Consider the following 19,120-nt stretch of genomic DNA (forward strand, 5'->3'; position numbering starts at 1 on the left):
AGTTGAGGTGGTATGACGGAGTCATCAAGCGATAAATTGATCGAAGTTCTACGCAAGGCCGTTTCTAGAACTAGCATGCTCGCTGAAGGGAATTATCCCGAGCTTGATTCCGTTGTCCGCCAACTTAGGCAAAGCATTACACAAGGTGTTGATGCTAACGAAATACAAAAACTGCTCAATCAAGCTGAGCCTTTATTACTCAGCAGTGATAAAGCACAAGAAGAAAGGGCTAAGCTGGTTCGATCCAGTTTGCAAAGTCTGATTGATGTTCTAGACAAAAATGCTAGCCACCCCCTTCCTGCCCCTCTAAAAAAACAACTCGAATACGAAATTCGTGGCAAGTGGCAACTGCCTTATGAATGGCCACATCTGCTTAAATTGTTTTTAGAATTAAGCCAACAAACCTTTAACCAGACGGACTCAAGTCATCAGACTGAGAAGAACTCCCTATTTCAGCGTCTGTTTAATCGCAGCAAAAACACCAATCAAGCGCCCTCCAACGATCAAGACATTATGGCGCAGATCAGTCACACTCTGGCGGGTCTGGTGGATAATTTGTCCTTGCCAAAACATTATCATGGGGAAATGACGACCCTAAAAAGCGCGTTAACAGGCAACAGCAACCTAGAACAATTACCCACTTTACTCGATGAAGTCATTGCCTTAGTGATGATTGCCATCGGCAAAACTCAAGAAAGTCTGACCAAATACCTCAGTGAATTAAACAAACAACTGGCGAGCATTAACGCGTCTGTTACCAGCAGCTATCAATCACAAAAAAATCTCTCGGAGAGTCGCGAAGGCTTTAACACCAAATTACAAAAGCAAGTGGAAGAAACCAGCCAAGCGGTTCAAGGCGCTAATGACTTAGAAAGCTTGCAGCATTTAATCAATGAGCGTTTATCAAGCATTTCCAGCACCATGTCTGAGTATCGATCGCGCATGCAAGAGCAAGAAAAAGACGCCACTCAGTCCATTACCAGCCTAAAAAACAAAGTCACTCGCATGGAAAAGGACTCCGCGTCGCTGCGTTCTATGCTGCAAGAGAAATTGGCGCAAGCCATGACCGATTCGTTGACTGAGCTGCCTAACCGTACTGCCTATCAGGATGCCATCTTACCCCTTTGTCAGGTCATGCAAAAAACGCAAAAGCCATTGTGTTTGGCGGTCTGTGATATCGACTTCTTTAAAAAGGTGAACGACACTTGGGGGCATTTGGCGGGTGACAAAGTCCTCAGTATTGTACCGAAGCAAATTCGTAGTGTCTTACAGAAAGAAGATCTGATCTTCCGCTATGGTGGCGAAGAGTTCGTTATCGTATTTCCCAATACGCCAATGGATAAGGCGATTGAAAAAGCTGAGCTCATTCGTCAGACAGTCGAGAAGACCCCTTTTAATATGCAAGGCGAACCTGTGTCCATTTCCGTCTCCATTGGTATTGCCGAACACAAAACCAAAGAGACACCAGAAAGCTTATTTGAACGAGCCGATAAACAACTGTATCAGGCAAAAGATTCTGGCCGTAATCGTGTGATGGCCGAAAAATAGACCGAATAAGCAGTACCCGCGCTCGACTACGACAGGTACAATAAACACCATTAACAAATACAGATAATGCCATGCTGGTCGCTTTTTTTCGTCGCCAGCATTTTGTTAGGATGAATTCACTTATGCAAGATGACCAAAAGAACACCACCCATTTTGGCTTTAAAGAAATTCCAGCCGATGAAAAAGTACAAGCCGTAGCGCAAGTGTTTCACTCGGTTGCCGCCAAATACGACATTATGAACGACTTGATGTCTGGTGGTGTTCATCGCCTATGGAAACGCCATACTATTAGCCAATCGGGCGTTCGTGCGGGCAACAAGGTGCTGGATATTGCCGGCGGCACTGGCGACCTGACATTGAAATTCTCTCGTTTGGTTGGCAGTGAAGGACAGGTCATTCTCGCCGACATTAACGATTCCATGCTAAAAGTGGGTCGTGACAAGCTAGCCAATCAAGGTGTGGTTGGTAATGTGAAATTTGTGCAAGCCAATGCCGAAGAATTGCCTTTCCCAGATAATACCTTTGATTGCATCACCATTGCCTTTGGTCTGCGTAACGTAACGGACAAATCCAAAGCATTGGCCTCCATGTACCGTGTCCTCAAGCCCGGCGGTCGTCTGTTAGTGTTAGAGTTCTCCAAACCAGAATCAGAAGTGCTATCAAAGATCTACGACCAGTATTCCTTCCGACTGCTGCCGACCATGGGTAAATTGATCGCGAACGACGCTGACAGTTATCGCTATTTAGCCGAATCCATCCGTATGCACCCAGATCAAGAAACGCTCAAAGGCATGATGGAAGACGTTGGCTTCGAACGCACCAGCTTTCAAAATCTGACCGGCGGCATTGTCGCACTCCACAAAGGGTTTAAATTCTAACCATGTTCACCAGTGCATTTCGTTTTCTGCGCATCCTTTACACTGTGGTGCGCTTTCGCCTTGACGTGTTTATTCCATTTTCTCTACTGCCTTGGTATCTACGTTATACACTCGGCGCGTTATGTGCCATTGGCCGCCAGCGGGCCAGCAAAAATCGCGGCGAACGACTGCGCCTAGCGCTGGAGTCACTTGGCCCTATCTTTGTGAAGTTTGGGCAAATTCTCTCAACTCGTCGCGACTTATTAGACGATGATTTAGCCGACGAGCTGGCCAAATTACAAGATAAAGTACCACCGTTTTCAGGCAAGGTCGCAAAAGCCATTATTGAGCGCGACTTAAAAGCACCGATTGAGCAATTGTTTGCGGAGTTTTCAGAAACACCGCTCGCATCCGCTTCCATTGCACAAGTGCATACAGCCACCTTGCACAGTGGCGAAGCCGTAGTGGTTAAAGTCATTCGACCTAAAATCGAAAACACCATCGGCAAGGACATCAGCTTGCTGTACAGTTTGGCGCATTTGGTTGCCAACGTCAGTGAAGATGGTCGTCGATTGCGCCCGATTGAAGTGGTAACAGACTACGAATACACCATTTTAGATGAATTAGATTTAGCAAAAGAAGCCGCCAATACTGGCTTACTACAGCGCAACTTTACTCAATCTGAATTGCTATATGTCCCGCAAGTGTATTGGGACTATTGCCATCGAAATGTCATGGTGATGGAGCGCATTTCAGGCATCCCCGTGGCCGACATTCCCGCCCTCAATCAAGCGAATGTCAACATGAAGTGTTTGGCCGAACGCGGCGTAGAAATCTTTTTCACGCAAGTTTTCTCACACAGCTTCTTTCATGCTGACATGCACCCTGGCAACATTTTTGTTGACCCGAGCAACCCAGACAAGCCCAAATACATTGCCATTGATTGCGCCATCATGGGCAGCTTAGATGACGAAGATAAGAGCTATCTTGCCCGCAATTTGCTGGCCTTTTTCCAACGAGATTACCGCCTCGTCGCCGAGCTGCATGTGGAAAGCGGCTGGGTACCAAAAGGCACGCCAGTTCACGCTTTCGAATCGGCCATACGCAGTGTCTGTGAACCCATGTTTGCCAAGCCATTAAAAGACATTTCCTTTGGCCAAGTATTAATCGGTTTATTCCAGACCGCACGTCGCTTTAATATGGAAGTGCAGCCGCAACTAGTGTTACTAGAAAAAACCTTACTTAATATTGAAGGTTTAGGTCGCCAGCTGTACCCTGATCTTGACCTTTGGGTAACAGCGAAACCATTCCTAGAACGCTGGATGCGCGAACAAATGGGGCCCAAACGTGTGATGGAAGAAGTACGTAAACAGGCACCGCAATGGGCTGGCCATTTACCACAGATCCCTAACCTAGTGTTTACCGCATTAACACAACTGCCTCATCAAGAAGAGCGCATGCAAGCGCAAACCAATGAGATAAAAGAACTAAGCCAAGAGTTGAAACTGCGTCGCCGTAACTGGCCATTCCGCTTATTAGGAGCATTCAGCCTAGCCGGAGCCTGGTTAGTCACCGAGCCAGATACGCTGCAACAACTCAAGCACGCCGACCTGACCAGTATTGGATTATTTGTATTAGGCTTGTATTTACTTGTCTTAAAACCGTAACATTTGAGAGACTATAATGAAAACCGATGTTTTGGCTGAGTTAGCAGCCACTCTAGAGCAACGCAAAAACGCTTCAGCCGATTCTTCTTATGTCGCTAGCCTGCATGCCAAAGGATTAAACAAGATCCTTGAGAAAGTTGGTGAAGAGAGCATTGAAACAATTATTGCAGCGAAGGACGCGATCACATCAGGTGATAAATCTGATCTGGTCTATGAAACAGCTGACCTTTGGTTCCATACCTTAGTTATGTTATCTCATTTAGACTTGGGCCCTGATGCTATACTGGATGAGTTAGCTCGTCGATTTAATCTGTCTGGCTTAGACGAAAAAGCCAGTCGAGACCAATAAGCAGTAGAAACGAATAAGCAGGAGAAAAATTATGTTAAGTGGAATCGGTATTTGGCAACTTCTAATCGTGTTGGCCATCTTAGTGCTTATTTTTGGCACGAAAAAATTGAAAAACTTAGGCTCAGACCTTGGTGGCGCGGTAAAAGGCTTTAAAGAAGCGGTCGATAAAGACGGTGATGACGAAGCGGATAAAACGGCTCAGCAAAAAGTCATCGATGGCGAAGCCAAAAAAGACGATAAGAGCGCTTAATCCGTGTTCGATATTGGCTTTTCAGAATTGTTAGTTGTCTTTGTGGTTGGCCTATTAATTTTAGGCCCCGAGCGCCTTCCTCATGCCGCCAAGACAGCTGGCCTATGGGTCCGCAAAATTCGTCGCAGCATTAACTCAGTACAAAGGGAGATTAATGCTCAGCTTGATAACGAAGAGATGCAGCAAAAAATTGCTGAAACCAACAAGCGCATGCTGCAAGAAGGGCAGGCAATCCAAAACACCATCACCCCGCTTGCCGTGTCGCAAACTGAACCAGAACCCGTTCCTGTCGCGACGGCGCAACACACAGACCAAGTCGATGCACCTAATCTGACGGAATCCCATGAAGCCGTGACCGATACGGACACAAAGGCAAAACAAGACACGCAGCGATTAATTGATTCCTGATCACAAGATACGGGCAAGCCTTTTATGAGTACAGATTCATCCCAACAAGCCCCTTTGGTGGCGCATTTAATTGAACTAAGAAATCGACTACTTAAGTCAGTTTTGGCCATTTTACTGATTTTCATTGGCCTGTATTATTTTGCCAATGATTTATACCTGATTGTTTCTGAACCACTGAGATTACTTTTACCTGAAGGCAGCTCTTTGATTGCAACGGAAGTGGCTTCGCCTTTTCTAGCGCCCTTAAAATTGACCTTTGCCATTGCCGTTTTAATCTCTGTTCCTTACACCCTATTCCAAGCTTGGTCTTTTATCGCTCCTGCCTTGTATAAAAACGAGAAGACCATCGCCATACCACTGCTTATCTCCAGTATCCTGTTATTTTACATGGGCGTGCTCTTTGCTTACTACGTGGTACTTCCTTTGATTTTCGGGTTTTTCACCACGGTCGGCCCAGGCGAAGTCACGGTCATGACGGACATCAACAATTACCTGAACTTTGTCCTCAAGCTGTTTTTTGCCTTTGGCGTAACCTTCGAAATCCCTGTGGCCACTTATCTCTTGATCAAAGCCGGTGCTACTACCGTTGCCAAACTCTCCAAAAAGCGACCTTTTATCTTCCTCGGGTGCTTTGTTGTCGGCATGCTGATCACACCACCTGATATTTTCTCTCAGACCTTATTGGCCATTCCTATGTGGATGCTGTTCGAAGTCGGCTTATTGGCTGGCCGCACAGTCAAAAATCAGGATGATGAAGAAAGTGAAGAGACGGAAGACAACACTCAAGCGACAGAGCCCAAAGTCTAGCCACTTAATTCATTCGTGCCTGAACAACTCTGTGTCAGGCATTTTACGCTGCGAACCTAAATTGGTGTCGCTTAATCCAGCATAAAGGTCACAGGACCATCATTGGTGAAAGCCACTTTCATGTCTGCGCCAAATTCTCCTGTGGCGACTTTATCATGCTGAGCGCGCACCTTTTCCACAAACGCATTAAACAAACGTTCACCTTCCGCTGGCACCGCCGCACTGGAAAATCCAGGACGCAGGCCTTTTTTGGTGTCGGCCGCTAGAGTAAATTGCGACACCAGCAGAACACCACCATTAACTTGTTGGACATTTAGATTCATCTTGCCCTCGTCATCGCTGAACATGCGATATTTAAGCAACTTATCCGCAAGGCGCTGAACATCCATTTCAGTATCACCCTTTTCAATTCCAACCAAGACCAGCTGACCATGATCTATGGCACCAACCACCTCGCCTTCCACGGTCACGCTGGCATTCAAGGCTCGCTGCACTAATACTTTCATCCCAGTCCTCTTTTTTCTGCTTCATAAGCCAGATAAAACAAAAGCGCCCGAAGGCGCTTCTGTCGCTCCTAAGCCAAAAGGCTTATTTGCTGCTGCTCGTTTAATGGCTATGCTCAATTTGATCTGAACATAGCCTATAACGCTTACTTACGGCCAGCGCGCTTACGCTCGTTTTCCGTTAGTAATTTCTTACGAATACGGATGCTTTCTGGTGTCACTTCTACCAACTCATCGTCTTCGATAAACTCAAGCGCTTGCTCAAGCGTGTGCTTGATTGGCGGCGTCAGCGTCAAGGCTTCATCCGTACCAGAAGCACGTACGTTAGTCAGCTGCTTACCCTTCACTGGGTTAACGGCTAGATCGTTATCACGTGAGTGAATACCGATGATCTGACCTTCGTAGATGTCCACAGCGTGACCCAAGAACATACGTCCACGACTCTGCAAGTTAAACAAAGCGTAAGCCGCTGTTTTACCAGTCAACATACTAACCAGTACACCGTTCTGACGGCCAGTTACTTCACCGTCTTTAACAGGACCATAGTGATCGAAGACACTGGTCATGATACCGGAACCAGAAGTCAGGGTTAGGAACAAACCACGGAAACCGATCAAGCCACGAGAAGGTACGATGAACTCAAGACGTACACGACCTTTACCATCTGGCTCCATGTTAGTTAGTTCCGCTTTACGCAGACCAAGCTCTTCCATGATGGAACCTTGATGCTGTTCTTCAACGTCAATGACTACTTGCTCAAATGGTTCTTGGACTTGACCATCAATTTCTTTTTTCACTACTTCTGGACGTGATACGCCCATTTCGAAACCTTCACGACGCATGGTTTCAATCAATACAGATAAGTGCAATTCACCACGACCCGATACGATGAACTTATCAGGCGTATCGCCTTGAGTCACACGCAGTGCTACGTTATGGATAAGCTCTTGGTCTAAACGGTCTTTGATGTTACGCGTTGTAACGAACTTACCTTCTTTACCAGCAAATGGAGAATCGTTAACGATGAAGGTCATGCTAACCGTTGGCTCATCTACGCTTAAAGCAGGTAGAGATTCAACACACGTCGGATCACACAATGTATCTGAGATGCTTAGACCGTCGATACCCGTAATACAAACGATGTCACCCGCGTAAGCTTGGTCAGTGTCGACACGCTGTAGACCATGGTAGCCCTTAACGTTTAGCACTTTACCTTTACGCTCTTTACCATCAGCCGCTTTCACAACCACTTGTTGGTTAGGAGACAAACTACCACGAGTAATACGGCCCACACCGATAACACCAACATAGCTATCGTAATCCAATGCTGATACCTGCATTTGGAACGCGCCTTCTGGGTCAACGTTAGGAACCGGTACGCTGTCGACGATCATTTGGTAAAGTGGCGTCATGTCTTCCGCCATTTGCTCTGGATCATTACCAGAAATACCATTAATGGCAGACGCATAAATAACTGGGAAATCAAGTTGTTCTTCCGATGCACCAAGACTATCAAACAGATCAAATACTTGATCCATTACCCAATCAGGACGAGCACCTGGACGGTCAATCTTGTTGATAACAACGATTGGACGTAAACCACGCTCAAATGCTTTAGAGGTTACGAAACGTGTTTGTGGCATTGGACCATCAACCGCATCAACCAACAACAATACAGAGTCAACCATAGACAATACGCGTTCAACTTCACCACCGAAGTCAGCGTGTCCAGGTGTGTCTACGATATTGATACGGTAGTCGTTCCATTTAATCGCTGTGTTTTTCGCTAAGATGGTAATACCACGTTCTTTTTCTTGATCATTTGAGTCCATGATGCGCTCTGCACCCTCGTCTTTACGATCAAGTGTTCCTGACTGGCTTAATAGCTGGTCAACTAGTGTTGTTTTACCATGGTCAACGTGAGCTATAATAGCGACGTTACGTAACTTACTAATATCAATAGACATTTTATTTCTCTGTAATAAGCGAGGCTCAAATTAAGTGTCGCATTCCGCCCCTGCGAAACAGACTTTTAAGCACATCGGATCTAGATATGGGACAAAATTCGCGCAATTGTACCCTTATATTTGTTAAGTTCCCATTAAACTGCACAAATAAATTCTATTTTCATGGATTTGCGATTATTTCAAAGAACTTCGAATCACCAGCAGTGACAGCGAAATGGAACAGAACAAAATTGAGCAGGGTTTGATCAGCCCAAATATTAAAAGTTAACGGATTCAGCGAAACACATCGAAAGAGGCGGTCACTCTCAAAGTGAGTTAAACGACACGCCCCAATCTCCCAAAACTTCCTCACGTAATGCTGGCACCAAGCCTTGACCTAAGCGGGAGAAAGACTCTGCTTTTGGCCACATTCTTTTATGGCCAGAATGAAACGCACCTGCTCCGCTATTACGCCACTCATAAAAACGAGCGTCTTTATCTGGGGTAAAACAGCGCTTAGTGCCATCCTTTGCCAAACCGTGCATTTTATCCCAACCATATAGGTGCTCACCCAGCTTACATTCTATGTATAAGGCCCCCCCGATGGCTTCAGGGTCAGCATAACGACCATCTGAAAATGTCTTGGTCGGATGCCAAGGTCGGCCCAAGGCATAGTTTTGAGCCTCAACATTTGACTTGAAATCAACATTTTCACCATAAATACTACACCGTAGAAAAACAAATCCATACTGTCTATAGCGACTCGTACTAGGGGCTGCCACATACCCAAGCACCTTACTTTTCGAGGGATACACCTTACACAGCAACTCACAAGACTCCAACAACACACAACCGGAGCCAAACACAAAATCAATGTTACCTTTTATCTGACACGACCTTAGATAGCTCCTTCCACCTTGTGCACAGAAAGTGTCTTGATAACTGTCTAAACAGACATCGTCCAATAGAACTTGGTCACTGCCTTCATTCATCAGTAAAGCGACAGCCTGAGGGTGTTGCTGTTTGCTTGGGTCATGATCTGGCTTTCCTAGGTTCCCAAGGTAGTCCCACTGATTAGCGATCGTAAGCTGTCTTAAGGTGACATTAACGGCATCAATCTCAACAATTCGACTGGCAAGCGTACTCGCTATCTGACCTGCTTCTTTCAACATACCAGCGCATACGGCTTCATGAATCATCACTTTAGAACACCCAGCACCAACGATTTCTAAATTGTTTCGAGTAATGCAAATACGCTCTTGATAATGGCCATCTGAAATATAAATCCGATAATAAGATTCATCCTTCGGAGCCGCGTCCAATGCCGCTTGTATACTATAAAAAGTTCCTTCTCCCCCCTGCAAAGACACCCATGCATGAAAGCCTTCCATCCCCATACTCCTAAGCCATACAAACAGACCGCGCGACCAATAAAAAAGGAAGACCATGTCTTCCTTTTTTATTCTTAACAAGATAACGAACGAATCGCTAAACCGAGAAATTAATCCAATAGCGAACGCACGTAAGCCTCAATCTCAGAGCTCTGACCATTTTCAAACAAGCATGCTTGGAAACGCGCGCCCGTTACTGCGGTTTTTACTAACTCTTGGTCCATGGCTTTTAGCGTGTCTAGGTAGTTATCCTTCATGGTAGCGGCTTTGACTTGATTCAAAATACCTGCATTGCGAACCTGTGGCTCTTTACGCTCAACCGGATAGCCTTCTCCACGCGGACCCGTAAAGGCTTTTTCGAAGATATATCGCGCATTCAATTCCGCCGCCCAACCAAAGCCTTTCGCAAAGGCCATGGCAATGGCATTACCATTGTTGATTTGATTAAACAAAAAGGCGTCAGAAGGCTCCAAACAATAACCACACACCACACCGGGATGAGCATTTAGAGACATCATCGCCCCTTGGCCCGTACCACACCCTGATACAACAAAATCGACCGCTTTCGCATTAAGTAAAATACTGGCCATAATCCCTAGATGAATATAGGTTAAGTGATGGTCGTTTTCGTCACTCATACCAACATTATAAACATCATGATTAAGCGGCTCCGCGACTTCGCTGAGCTGCTGTAAAATAGTGGCATTTTTACCAGCCTGGCTGTTTTCCATCATTAGCGCGATTTTCATATTAAGCATCCTGTTTTTGGTAATAAGATTCTTCTAACCCAACAAAGTCTTTGCGCATTGGCGTGAAATTATCCAACAACACACCAGGCTCTAAGCACACGCAACCGTGCATGACATTAGGCTCTTTGTAGAGCGTGTCGCCTTGGCTAACGATTCGTGTTTCATCGCCAATGGTAAATTCAAATTTACCGGACAACACATAGGTAAGCTGTTCATGAGGATGATTGTGCAATGGGCCTACCGCCCCTTTTTCAAAATGAACTTCAACGGTCATGATGTTATCGGAATAGGCCATAACTTTGCGAGAAACCCCATCTCCGAGGTCTTCCAATGGGACCTGATCATTATAAATAAACATAGGTTAACTCTTAGCATTCTTGTTTTAGACTTTAACACTATAGCAGCCAAACAAAACAATATTCAACATTTTATGAAAAGCTGTTTTAATAAATGGATAGACAAATATCAAGACGAAATAGATAAATCGTGTGAATACTTCTTTCTAAGCAAGCTCTAGGCAAAAAAATGGAGGCCAAAGCCTCCATTTTTATGGATTGAATCTAGTTCATTAAGTGCTAGGACTTAACGTCACCTAACTTTGCAGAAATGTCAGCGGCCGCTTCTTTCAATAACTTAGTGTAGGTATCAAATTTCTCTTGGGTGTAACGCAGAGAAGGAAAAGACAAACTTAAGCCTGCAACAACATTCCCCAAACGGTCATAAATAGGGGCAGCGATGCAACGCAATCCTTCTTCTTGCTCTTCATTATCAACCCCGTAACCTTGCTGCTTCACGACAACTAACTCTTCAAGCAAGGCATCGATATTTGGATGTGTACGAGCCGTTGAAGGGGTAAATTCCGTTTCTCTCAAGACATCTCGAACATACTCTTCTGAACGCTCTGCCAATAGCACTTTACCAATCGCCGTTGAATAAAGAGGGTTACGACCACCAATACGAGATTGCATGCGTAAATTATACTGAGCATCTACCTTGTAGATGTAGATAATGCCATCACCATCACGAATTCCAAGATGCAGTGCCTCTTTGGTCAATTCGCCAATGCGATTCATATGTGGCTCTGCCAAGGAAACTAAATCCACGTAGTCTAACGCCTTAGAACTTGTTTCAAACAGTTTAAGGGTTAATGAATAGCGATCGTCTTCCCCCTCCTGACTGACATAACCAAGCATCTTCATGGTTTGTAGAAAGCGATACACAGTGCTCTTGGAGGTCATTACTTTTTGCGATAACTCTGTCACGCCTGAGGCTTTCTTTTCAGATAAGGCGTTTAAAATTGCAAACACCTTCATAACAGAGGAAACCGGTTCAATTTGCTGATTGTTATTTTCTTCGTTTGCCATAAGTTAGTTTCATTTTTATTGAAATAGAATTTTATCAGTATAGTAGAAAATTTCTCATAGATACATCCCATAGCCTGGTCTTTCCATTTACCACTTCTGCGATCAAAGTAATTTGAACAACACCCTAGAAACAAAAAAGAAACGGCTTTTTATTTTTATTGACTACAGGTTGCTATTTTGTCTATCCTTGATTTTATTCACACCAAAATACAGACAGAATGAAACAATAATAAGAGAGGGATTCATGTCACTCGGCCATCGACGATCTTTACCATTTAAGCGTTTTAAGGACACCCAAACGGACTCTAATATTATTCAGCTAACCCCTGATGATGCAGTGTGTAACCGCAATTATTTTTATCAGAAGTGCTTTACCAATGATGGCAATAAATTACTGCTCGCCGCCGATTTTGACCAGCACCGCAACTACCATCTCGTCGACTTAGAAGAAGAGACAGCACTTCAATTAACAGAAGGCGCTGGCGATAACGTCTTTGGGGGCTTTCTCACCACCCAAGATAAAGCCCTAATTTTCGTCAAACACAATAAACAACTGATTCGCGTCGACCTTCACACTCAGGAACACAGCGTACTTTATGAAGTTCCTAAAGGCTGGGTTGGATATGGCACCTGGGTCCCAAATACAGATTGCACAAAAGTCGTGGGGATCGAAATTAAAGACAGTGATTACATAGAGTTAGACAGCTGGGAAAAGTTTGCACAGCTTTATCACCAAACCCCACGCTGCCGATTGATTTCTATTGAATTGAAAACCGGCAAACGAAGTGTGGTGTTTGAAGATAATATCTGGCTTGGACACCCTCTGTACCGTCCAAATGATGACAATACCATCGCTTTTTGCCACGAAGGGCCACACGATCTTGTTGAGACCCGCATGTGGATGGTAAATGAAAACGGCGAAAATGTACGCAAAGTCTACGAACAAGACAAAAATGAGTCCTGCACACACGAATTTTTCGTACCAGATGGCTCTAAAATGATGTTCGTCTCTTATCGCCCTAACAGCCACCAGCGCGAGCTTTGCTCAGTGAATGCTGACGACTTAAGCTTTAAAGTAGAAAGTGAGATGCCAGCTTGCAGTCACTTAATGAGCAACGACGATGGCACGCTAGTGGTTGGCGATGGCTCAGGGACACCGGTCGATGTGACAGACACCTCAGGCCACAGCATCGACAATGACCCCAACCTGTATGTCATTGATTTACAGAAAGGTAGCATCAAAGCGATTGCTGAGCACAACACAAGCTGGGCGGTGTTAGAGGGCGATCGTCAAGTAAATCACCCACACCCTTCATTCACTCCAGACAATCAGTCCGTACTATTTGGTTCAGACAGAAATGGCTCCCCCGCCGTTTATCTTGCTTCCATCAATTAACCTTCACTCTCTGTACGAGTTTGCCCAGTGGTCACACCAACCGGGCTTTTTTATTACTCAACCGTCACGGATTTGGCAAGATTTCGCGGCTGATCTACATCCGTACCTTTCACCACAGCAACGTGGTATGACAATAGCTGTAAAGGAATAGTGTGGACAATGGGCTCTAGAATGGCTTCCACTTTTGGCACTTCAGAGAAGGTCACATTCTCTTCATTATGAAGGTCAGTATCTCGGTCCGCGAACACGAAAAGCTCACCGCCACGCGCTGCCACTTCTTGAAGGTTGGATTTAATTTTATCCAACATGTCATTATGTGGCACTAAAGTAATGATAGGCATGTCTTCATCAACTAGCGCCAATGGTCCATGCTTTAGCTCTCCTGCTGGATACGCTTCCGCATGGATATAAGAAATCTCTTTTAATTTCAACGAGCCTTCTAAGGCAATCGGGAACATAGCGCCACGCCCTAAGAATAGCGCATTGTGCTTATTGGCGAATTTATCGGCAATTTGCTTGATGTGCGCATCTTGCTGCAAAGCATCGTTTACATGAGCTGGCAAAGAGCGCATGGCCTGCACCAAGGCTTTTTCTTTTTCGGCACTCAATCCGTTTTCCACCGCAATCGCTACACTGGTGATCAGCAAAGCAGTCAGCTGCGTGGTAAAGGCTTTGGTAGAAGCCACACCGATTTCCGCACCAGCATTGGTCAACAAGGTCAAAGCCGATTCACGTACCAAGGTACTGGATGGCACGTTACAAATGGCTAAAGTGGTTAGGTAATCTAACTCTTTGGCCATGCGTAATGCCGCCAAGGTATCTGCGGTTTCCCCCGACTGAGACAAGGTCAAAAACAAGGTATTTTTGGGCACGGCGACTTTGCGGTAACGATATTCACTGGCCACTTCCACACTGCAAGGCAAGCCGGCCAAGTCTTCAATCCAATATTTTGCCACCATACCTGCGTGATAACTGGTACCACAGGCCACGATATGAATGTTTTCGACTTTTTTCAGGAAGTCTGACTCTGCACCAAAGCAACTGGTCAGCACTTTAGAATCACTAATACGACCTTCCAAACACGCGCTGATCACATTCGGCTGCTCGTAGATTTCCTTCATCATAAAATGACGGAACTCGCCTTTATCCGTAGCGTCAACATTGTGGTTAAAAACGCTCACCGGGCGTTCTTGAACGTCACCTTTGGCATCATAAATAATCACCGCATCACGTGACACCTCTGCCACATCTCCTTCTTCTAAGAAGATAAATTGATCAGTTACATGCAACAATGCCAACTGATCAGACGCAATAAAGTTCTCTTCAATACCAACCCCCACCACAAGCGGGCTGCCTTTACGAGCGGCAATAAAACGTTCATTGTCGTCTTTTTGCACGACACCGATCGCAAAAGCCCCTTCCAAACGAGACAAACTCGCTTGCACGGCTTTCAACAAATCAGGCTGTGTTTTCAACGCATCATGAATCAGATGAACAATGACTTCGGTATCCGTTTCCGATTTAAATTCATAACCCTTGTCTTTTAGCTCACGACGTAATGGCGCATGATTTTCGATAATGCCATTGTGAACTAGGGCTAGGTCATCGCCCGAGAAATGTGGGTGAGCGTTGGCTTCTGTTGGTTTCCCATGTGTCGCCCATCGGGTATGTGCAATCCCCATTTTGCCGTCCAAAGGTTGTTCAGCAAATTTGTCTCGCAATGCCTGAACCTTACCTACCGCACGATGAGAGTACACGCCCTCTTCATTATTAATCGCCACACCTGACGAGTCATAACCACGGTATTCCAGACGGCTTAATCCTTCGATTAAGATTTTAGAGACATTACGACGTGCAATCGCACCCACTATTCCGCACATATTGAATCCTTTTAAGATAGACCGGCACATGCGCCAATCTATTAATACTGTTTGTTTCAAGCTTTATGCCATATGTTTCATCACATACGACGACATATATAGGTATTTTTAAAACGGTTACTTTTTAACCGGTCTTGGCCAATTGTCTTTGTTGGCTTGTCGAGAACGAGCAAACGCCAGTTGTTTTTCGCCTACCGCCTTCGTAATGGTGGAGCCAGCCGCAATGGTCGCGCCCTCTGCCACCTGCACCGGGGCCACTAAAGCGGAATTCGAACCAATAAACACATTATCGGCGACTTGCGTCAGATGTTTATTCACACCATCGTAGTTACAAGTAATGGTACCCGCGCCAACATTTACGTTCGCCCCCATTTCCGTGTCACCTATGTAACTCAAATGATTGACCTTACTGCCTTCACCGATGTTCGCTTTTTTGGTTTCAACAAAGTTGCCTATTTTCGCTTTGTTCGCCAAACGAGTACCTGGGCGCAACCGCGCAAATGGGCCAATATCACACGCTTCTCCGACTTGGCTGTCATCGATCATGGAATGGCTTTTAATCACAGTGCCATGACCAATGACACAGTCTTTTAGGTGACAGTTTGGACCAATTTCCACGCCATCACCCAACACAACCTTGCCTTCAAACACACAGTTCACGTCGATGATCACATCTTCACCTGTGGTTAGCTCACCACGAACATCAATGCGAGCTGGGTCTAATAACGTCGCACCATTTTGCATCAATTGAATGGCTTGCTGTTGCTGCCATTCGCGCTCCAAAGCAGCCAACTGAACTCGATCATTCACGCCTGCCACTTCCGCTTCATTTTCCGGTTGCACAGTCACTATCTCAACGCCGTCTTTCGCCGCCATGGCAATGATGTCAGTGAGGTAAAACTCCCCCTGCGCATTATCATTGGTCAGCGCGGCCAACCAAGTTTGTAACGGCTGATTCGGTGCCAATAAAATGCCAGTATTCACTTCATTAATAGTCAACTCTTCTGCTGACGCATCTTTTTGTTCGACAATGGCACACACATTTCCTTTGGCATTACGCACAATGCGTCCATAGCCTGTTGGGTTATCGAGGGAAATGGTTAATAACACTAAGGTATTTGGTGTGGATAAGGCCGCCATTTTCTCTAATGTGCTGGCACGAATTAACGGCACGTCACCATAAAGTGTCAAGGTTGCTCCCTCTGCCTGTAGAGAAGAAGCCACCCGGCGTAACGCGTCACCTGTACCTTGGGGATTATTTTGCCAGACCACATTGGCCGCAAAATCCTGACAATGCTCTGCTACTTGCTCGCCTTGATGACCAACCACTAGGTGCAGTTTTGCTTCTGTCATGGCAGCGGCTGTCGCCAGCACTCTCCTTACCATGGCGATGCCACCAACCTTGTGCAACACCTTAGAAAAAGAGGATTTCATTCGGCTGCCTTTACCTGCAGCAAGAATTACAATGTCCTGACTCATGACGCTTCCTTGTATGATATCTGATGATGAATATTGGAATGTTTTCTATTTGACCTATTAGATCGCTTTCCCCAAAACACAACAAGTCAAATTGTCAAAAATAAAATGACAATTTTATATTTTTTCGCTAACACTCTGATTTATGTCTTCTAATCCGACTCTCTAAATGAATAATTGTCAGCGGTTTTTACCGCCAAAGAAGAACATACTTTTATAAGTGAGATTGATTTACAATACAGCCTGCTGTTTCCAGTCAAACTGTTCATCCGAGGGAAATGATGACACAAATAGTGAACCACGACGCTCTAAATACACTCTATGATGCACCTCACCCACTTGCAGAAGGCAAGGAAATCAAACACTTAGAAGAGCATGCCATTCGTTTTATTGAGCACTGTCCTTATGTCGTCATCGCCACGACAGACCAAGCCGGATTTAACGATGTCTCGCCCCGTGGTGGAGAGCCGGGTTTTGTCAAAGTATTAGACCCAAATACACTGGCGTTTGCAGACATGCCTGGTAACAACCGTTTGGACAGCCTGAGAAACCTAATCGACAACCCCAAAATAGGGCTGTTATTTATGATTCCAGGGATAGGAGAGATTGTGCGGGTACAGGGTTCTGCCACCCTTCATACAGACGAAGCCTTGTTAGATAGATTTTGTGAAGGTCGAAAACGCCCTAAACTGGTGGTGAAAATTGCCGTCGAAACCACTCTCTTTCACTGTCCCAAAGCCATTGCGTTCGCGAAACTATGGTCAGACGACCATAAAGTAGATCGAACATTCTTACCGTCTTTGCTAAAAATCATACAAGATCAGGTTGCGTCATAACTCAAACTAAGTCGTTAAGTTGGCAAGGGGGTTACTCTGCTTGGACAAGCATTGCATTCCTCTTGCAGCAATTCCACTAGCAACCTTGTCGCAGGTCCCGTGCGTTCACCTTTACCGAAGATGGCATACAGATGAAAGTTACGTTCACTGCCAGACACCAAACTCAATTTTTTCAATTTACCATTGGCTAATTCGTCAGAAATATCCGCTTTCGGTAGCCAAGCAAACCCGACTCCACTGACCACAATTTCTAAAGCCGATTGCACGCTGGAAACGGTCCATCGCCTTTCTGTCCCTAACCAGCCTACGTCCATGGACGATTCCACAGCAGAATCTCGGATTACTAATTGCAGCTCTCGACTCAGGCGCTCATTGTTAATCGCTTCTTTCTCTTCCATTAAAGGATGTAAGGGCGATGCCACCGCCACCAATTCCACTTCCACAATCGGGTCCGCCAAATAGCCTTTTGGCACTATGCCACTGAGCACTAAGTCGGGGTGACCATTTTTTAAGGCCTCTAAACCACCACTTAAGACCACTTCCTTTAATTGCACTTGAGTCCCTTGGCTTTGGGGCTCAAAGGCTTTCAGAGCACGCAATAAAGCAGGGGTTGGAAACGTCTGATCGACCACTAACTCCAACTCTGGCTCCCAACCTTGCCCTAAGGTATGTGCCAATTCTTCTAGTTCAACAGCCTCTTTGATCAAATGGCGGGAACGACGTAACAGGACTTCCCCTCGCTCGGTTAACTTGGCTTTTCGCCCTTCTATGATTAACAAAGGATAACCTAACTGCTCCTGCAGCTTAGCCACGGTATAACTCACAGATGACTGACTTTTATGCAACGCTTCTGCTGCTTGTGCAAAGCCACCTCTATCCACTACGGCCTGTAAGACTCGCCATTGTTCTAATGTCACTCTTGGGGATTTCACGTTTTTGCTTCTTTATCAAACCAATTTGACCTTAAAGTATCGTATTATTCGATCAATATCTTCAAAAAATGTCACTTTTTTATCGAATATTTTGGTTATATGATGATTTCACTTTCAAATTACAGAGCCATAGCAGCTCAACTCTTGTTAAGGAGATGTTTACATGACAACTTTATTACGTATTGATTCCAGTGCCGCTGGCGCTAACTCTAAGTCTCGCCAATTAGCCGACGCTTTTGTTGAACAATGGTTAGCAAAAAACCCGGATGGGAAAGTCGTGACTCGCGATGTAGATGCGAATCCTCTGCCACACTTTACAAGTGAAACCTTAGGGGCACTGTTCACACCTGAAGAAAATCGTACAACCGAGCAAAAAGCCATCGTTGCCATTGGTGATGAATTGATCGATGAATTAGAAGCGGCTGATTTGATTACCATTTCCGCACCAATGTACAACTTCAGCATTCCATCGACGTTGAAATCTTACTTTGATTACATTGCTCGTGCTGGTCGTACTTTCCAATATACAGAAACTGGCCCAGAAGGCTTGGTTAAGAAAGATGCTTACGTCTTCACAGCAAGTGGTAGCTTCCTTGCAGACACCCCAATGGATCACCAAGCGCCCTACATCAACACCTTCCTTGGCTTCCTTGGTTTAAACGTGAAAGAGACGTTTATTGCCGGTGGACAAGCCCTTGGTGAGCCAGGCGAACAAGCCTTTGATGAAGCAAAACAACAGATTGCTGCTGCGGTTTAAACCT

19 protein-coding genes are annotated in these 19,120 nt (G+C 45.3%); 10 read left to right on the forward strand and 9 right to left on the reverse strand.

Annotated features, from left to right (window positions below):
• The first annotated feature begins 12 nt into the window (after window positions 1–12).
• The 7 genes from OA79_RS02530 to tatC all read left to right on the forward strand — a co-directional run bounded on the left by OA79_RS02530 (window position 13) and on the right by tatC (window position 5,886).
• Window positions 13–1,548, forward strand: coding sequence for a GGDEF domain-containing protein (locus tag OA79_RS02530; protein WP_063331634.1), 1,536 nt, complete (start codon window positions 13–15; stop codon window positions 1,546–1,548).
• A 122-nt stretch (window positions 1,549–1,670) separates the two neighbouring features.
• Window positions 1,671–2,426 (forward strand): bifunctional demethylmenaquinone methyltransferase/2-methoxy-6-polyprenyl-1,4-benzoquinol methylase UbiE, encoded by a 756-nt coding sequence (gene ubiE, locus OA79_RS02535; RefSeq protein ID WP_063331635.1) that lies wholly within the window; start codon window positions 1,671–1,673, stop codon window positions 2,424–2,426.
• A 2-nt stretch (window positions 2,427–2,428) separates the two neighbouring features.
• Entirely contained in the window at window positions 2,429–4,072 is a 1,644-nt protein-coding gene (gene ubiB / locus OA79_RS02540; RefSeq protein WP_063331636.1) for a ubiquinone biosynthesis regulatory protein kinase UbiB, read from the forward strand.
• Window positions 4,073–4,088: 16 nt separating this feature from the next.
• Window positions 4,089–4,421 (forward strand): phosphoribosyl-ATP diphosphatase, encoded by a 333-nt coding sequence (locus OA79_RS02545; RefSeq protein WP_063331637.1) that lies wholly within the window; start codon window positions 4,089–4,091, stop codon window positions 4,419–4,421.
• A 31-nt stretch (window positions 4,422–4,452) separates the two neighbouring features.
• The gene (tatA, locus tag OA79_RS02550) at window positions 4,453–4,671 is read left to right on the forward strand and encodes a Sec-independent protein translocase subunit TatA (protein ID WP_063331638.1); all 219 of its coding nucleotides are present in this window, start codon (window positions 4,453–4,455) and stop codon (window positions 4,669–4,671) included.
• A 3-nt stretch (window positions 4,672–4,674) separates the two neighbouring features.
• The gene (gene tatB / locus OA79_RS02555; protein ID WP_063331639.1) at window positions 4,675–5,079 is read left to right on the forward strand and encodes a Sec-independent protein translocase protein TatB; all 405 of its coding nucleotides are present in this window, start codon (window positions 4,675–4,677) and stop codon (window positions 5,077–5,079) included.
• Window positions 5,080–5,103: 24 nt separating this feature from the next.
• Window positions 5,104–5,886: a twin-arginine translocase subunit TatC gene (gene tatC, locus OA79_RS02560; RefSeq protein ID WP_063331640.1), complete on the forward strand. Its 783-nt coding sequence runs from the start codon at window positions 5,104–5,106 to the stop codon at window positions 5,884–5,886.
• Window positions 5,887–5,957: 71 nt separating this feature from the next.
• Here the strand turns inward: tatC and dtd are convergent, their stop codons facing one another.
• The 6 genes from dtd to kdgR all read right to left on the reverse strand — a co-directional run bounded on the left by dtd (window position 5,958) and on the right by kdgR (window position 11,839).
• Window positions 5,958–6,392: a D-aminoacyl-tRNA deacylase gene (gene dtd, locus OA79_RS02565; RefSeq protein ID WP_063331641.1), complete on the reverse strand. Its 435-nt coding sequence runs from the start codon at window positions 6,390–6,392 to the stop codon at window positions 5,958–5,960.
• Between the two features lie 143 nt (window positions 6,393–6,535).
• Window positions 6,536–8,356 carry a translational GTPase TypA gene (gene typA, locus OA79_RS02570; RefSeq protein WP_063331642.1) on the reverse strand — a complete coding sequence of 607 codons (1,821 nt, stop codon included), beginning with the start codon at window positions 8,354–8,356 and terminating at the stop codon, window positions 6,536–6,538.
• 305 nt (window positions 8,357–8,661) lie between these two features.
• A complete protein-coding gene (locus tag OA79_RS02575; protein ID WP_063331643.1) occupies window positions 8,662–9,726 on the reverse strand; it encodes a pectinesterase family protein in 1,065 nt (354 codons plus the stop codon).
• A gap of 110 nt (window positions 9,727–9,836) precedes the next feature.
• Window positions 9,837–10,475 carry an RpiB/LacA/LacB family sugar-phosphate isomerase gene (locus OA79_RS02580; protein WP_063331644.1) on the reverse strand — a complete coding sequence of 213 codons (639 nt, stop codon included), beginning with the start codon at window positions 10,473–10,475 and terminating at the stop codon, window positions 9,837–9,839.
• 1 nt (window position 10,476) lies between these two features.
• Window positions 10,477–10,833 carry a cupin domain-containing protein gene (locus OA79_RS02585; protein ID WP_063331645.1) on the reverse strand — a complete coding sequence of 119 codons (357 nt, stop codon included), beginning with the start codon at window positions 10,831–10,833 and terminating at the stop codon, window positions 10,477–10,479.
• A gap of 217 nt (window positions 10,834–11,050) precedes the next feature.
• Window positions 11,051–11,839, reverse strand: a complete 789-nt coding sequence (kdgR, locus tag OA79_RS02590) for a DNA-binding transcriptional regulator KdgR (protein WP_063331646.1) — start codon at window positions 11,837–11,839, stop codon at window positions 11,051–11,053.
• Window positions 11,840–12,083: 244 nt separating this feature from the next.
• Here kdgR and OA79_RS02595 point away from each other — a divergent pair, with 244 nt between their 5' ends.
• Window positions 12,084–13,235 (forward strand): oligogalacturonate lyase family protein, encoded by a 1,152-nt coding sequence (locus OA79_RS02595; protein WP_063331647.1) that lies wholly within the window; start codon window positions 12,084–12,086, stop codon window positions 13,233–13,235.
• 53 nt (window positions 13,236–13,288) lie between these two features.
• Here the strand turns inward: OA79_RS02595 and glmS are convergent, their stop codons facing one another.
• Entirely contained in the window at window positions 13,289–15,115 is a 1,827-nt protein-coding gene (gene glmS / locus OA79_RS02600; protein ID WP_063331648.1) for a glutamine--fructose-6-phosphate transaminase (isomerizing), read from the reverse strand.
• Between the two features lie 117 nt (window positions 15,116–15,232).
• Window positions 15,233–16,594 (reverse strand): bifunctional UDP-N-acetylglucosamine diphosphorylase/glucosamine-1-phosphate N-acetyltransferase GlmU, encoded by a 1,362-nt coding sequence (gene glmU / locus OA79_RS02605; protein ID WP_063331649.1) that lies wholly within the window; start codon window positions 16,592–16,594, stop codon window positions 15,233–15,235.
• Window positions 16,595–16,872: 278 nt separating this feature from the next.
• Here glmU and OA79_RS02610 point away from each other — a divergent pair, with 278 nt between their 5' ends.
• A complete protein-coding gene (locus tag OA79_RS02610; RefSeq protein ID WP_063331650.1) occupies window positions 16,873–17,427 on the forward strand; it encodes an MSMEG_1061 family FMN-dependent PPOX-type flavoprotein in 555 nt (184 codons plus the stop codon).
• 14 nt (window positions 17,428–17,441) lie between these two features.
• Here the strand turns inward: OA79_RS02610 and OA79_RS02615 are convergent, their stop codons facing one another.
• Window positions 17,442–18,359, reverse strand: a complete 918-nt coding sequence (locus OA79_RS02615; RefSeq protein ID WP_063331651.1) for a LysR family transcriptional regulator — start codon at window positions 18,357–18,359, stop codon at window positions 17,442–17,444.
• A gap of 163 nt (window positions 18,360–18,522) precedes the next feature.
• On the opposite strand from OA79_RS02615, the gene OA79_RS02620 reads away from it, so the two are divergent.
• Complete coding sequence (locus tag OA79_RS02620) at window positions 18,523–19,116, forward strand: FMN-dependent NADH-azoreductase (protein WP_063331652.1); 594 nt, start codon at window positions 18,523–18,525, stop codon at window positions 19,114–19,116.
• The last annotated feature ends 4 nt before the right edge of the window (window positions 19,117–19,120 follow it).

Origin of the sequence: Marinomonas sp. TW1 (assembly GCF_001625355.1) — a bacterium.
GTDB lineage: Bacteria > Pseudomonadota > Gammaproteobacteria > Pseudomonadales > Marinomonadaceae > Marinomonas.

Bases quoted from the DNA above. Each gene is read 5' to 3' on its own strand.
- OA79_RS02530 (WP_063331634.1), top strand. From the start codon at position 13: ATGACGGAGTCATCAAGCGATAAATTGATCGAAGTTCTACGCAAGGCC.
- ubiE (WP_063331635.1), top strand. From the start codon at position 1,671: ATGCAAGATGACCAAAAGAACACCACCCATTTTGGCTTTAAAGAAATT.
- ubiB (WP_063331636.1), top strand. From the start codon at position 2,429: ATGTTCACCAGTGCATTTCGTTTTCTGCGCATCCTTTACACTGTGGTG.
- OA79_RS02545 (WP_063331637.1), top strand. From the start codon at position 4,089: ATGAAAACCGATGTTTTGGCTGAGTTAGCAGCCACTCTAGAGCAACGC.
- tatA (WP_063331638.1), top strand. From the start codon at position 4,453: ATGTTAAGTGGAATCGGTATTTGGCAACTTCTAATCGTGTTGGCCATC.
- tatC (WP_063331640.1), top strand. From the start codon at position 5,104: ATGAGTACAGATTCATCCCAACAAGCCCCTTTGGTGGCGCATTTAATT.
- dtd (WP_063331641.1), bottom strand. From the start codon at position 6,392: ATGAAAGTATTAGTGCAGCGAGCCTTGAATGCCAGCGTGACCGTGGAA.
- typA (WP_063331642.1), bottom strand. From the start codon at position 8,356: ATGTCTATTGATATTAGTAAGTTACGTAACGTCGCTATTATAGCTCAC.
- OA79_RS02575 (WP_063331643.1), bottom strand. From the start codon at position 9,726: ATGGAAGGCTTTCATGCATGGGTGTCTTTGCAGGGGGGAGAAGGAACT.
- OA79_RS02580 (WP_063331644.1), bottom strand. From the start codon at position 10,475: ATGAAAATCGCGCTAATGATGGAAAACAGCCAGGCTGGTAAAAATGCC.
- OA79_RS02585 (WP_063331645.1), bottom strand. From the start codon at position 10,833: ATGTTTATTTATAATGATCAGGTCCCATTGGAAGACCTCGGAGATGGG.
- kdgR (WP_063331646.1), bottom strand. From the start codon at position 11,839: ATGGCAAACGAAGAAAATAACAATCAGCAAATTGAACCGGTTTCCTCT.
- OA79_RS02595 (WP_063331647.1), top strand. From the start codon at position 12,084: ATGTCACTCGGCCATCGACGATCTTTACCATTTAAGCGTTTTAAGGAC.
- glmS (WP_063331648.1), bottom strand. From the start codon at position 15,115: ATGTGCGGAATAGTGGGTGCGATTGCACGTCGTAATGTCTCTAAAATC.
- glmU (WP_063331649.1), bottom strand. From the start codon at position 16,594: ATGAGTCAGGACATTGTAATTCTTGCTGCAGGTAAAGGCAGCCGAATG.
- OA79_RS02610 (WP_063331650.1), top strand. From the start codon at position 16,873: ATGACACAAATAGTGAACCACGACGCTCTAAATACACTCTATGATGCA.
- OA79_RS02620 (WP_063331652.1), top strand. From the start codon at position 18,523: ATGACAACTTTATTACGTATTGATTCCAGTGCCGCTGGCGCTAACTCT.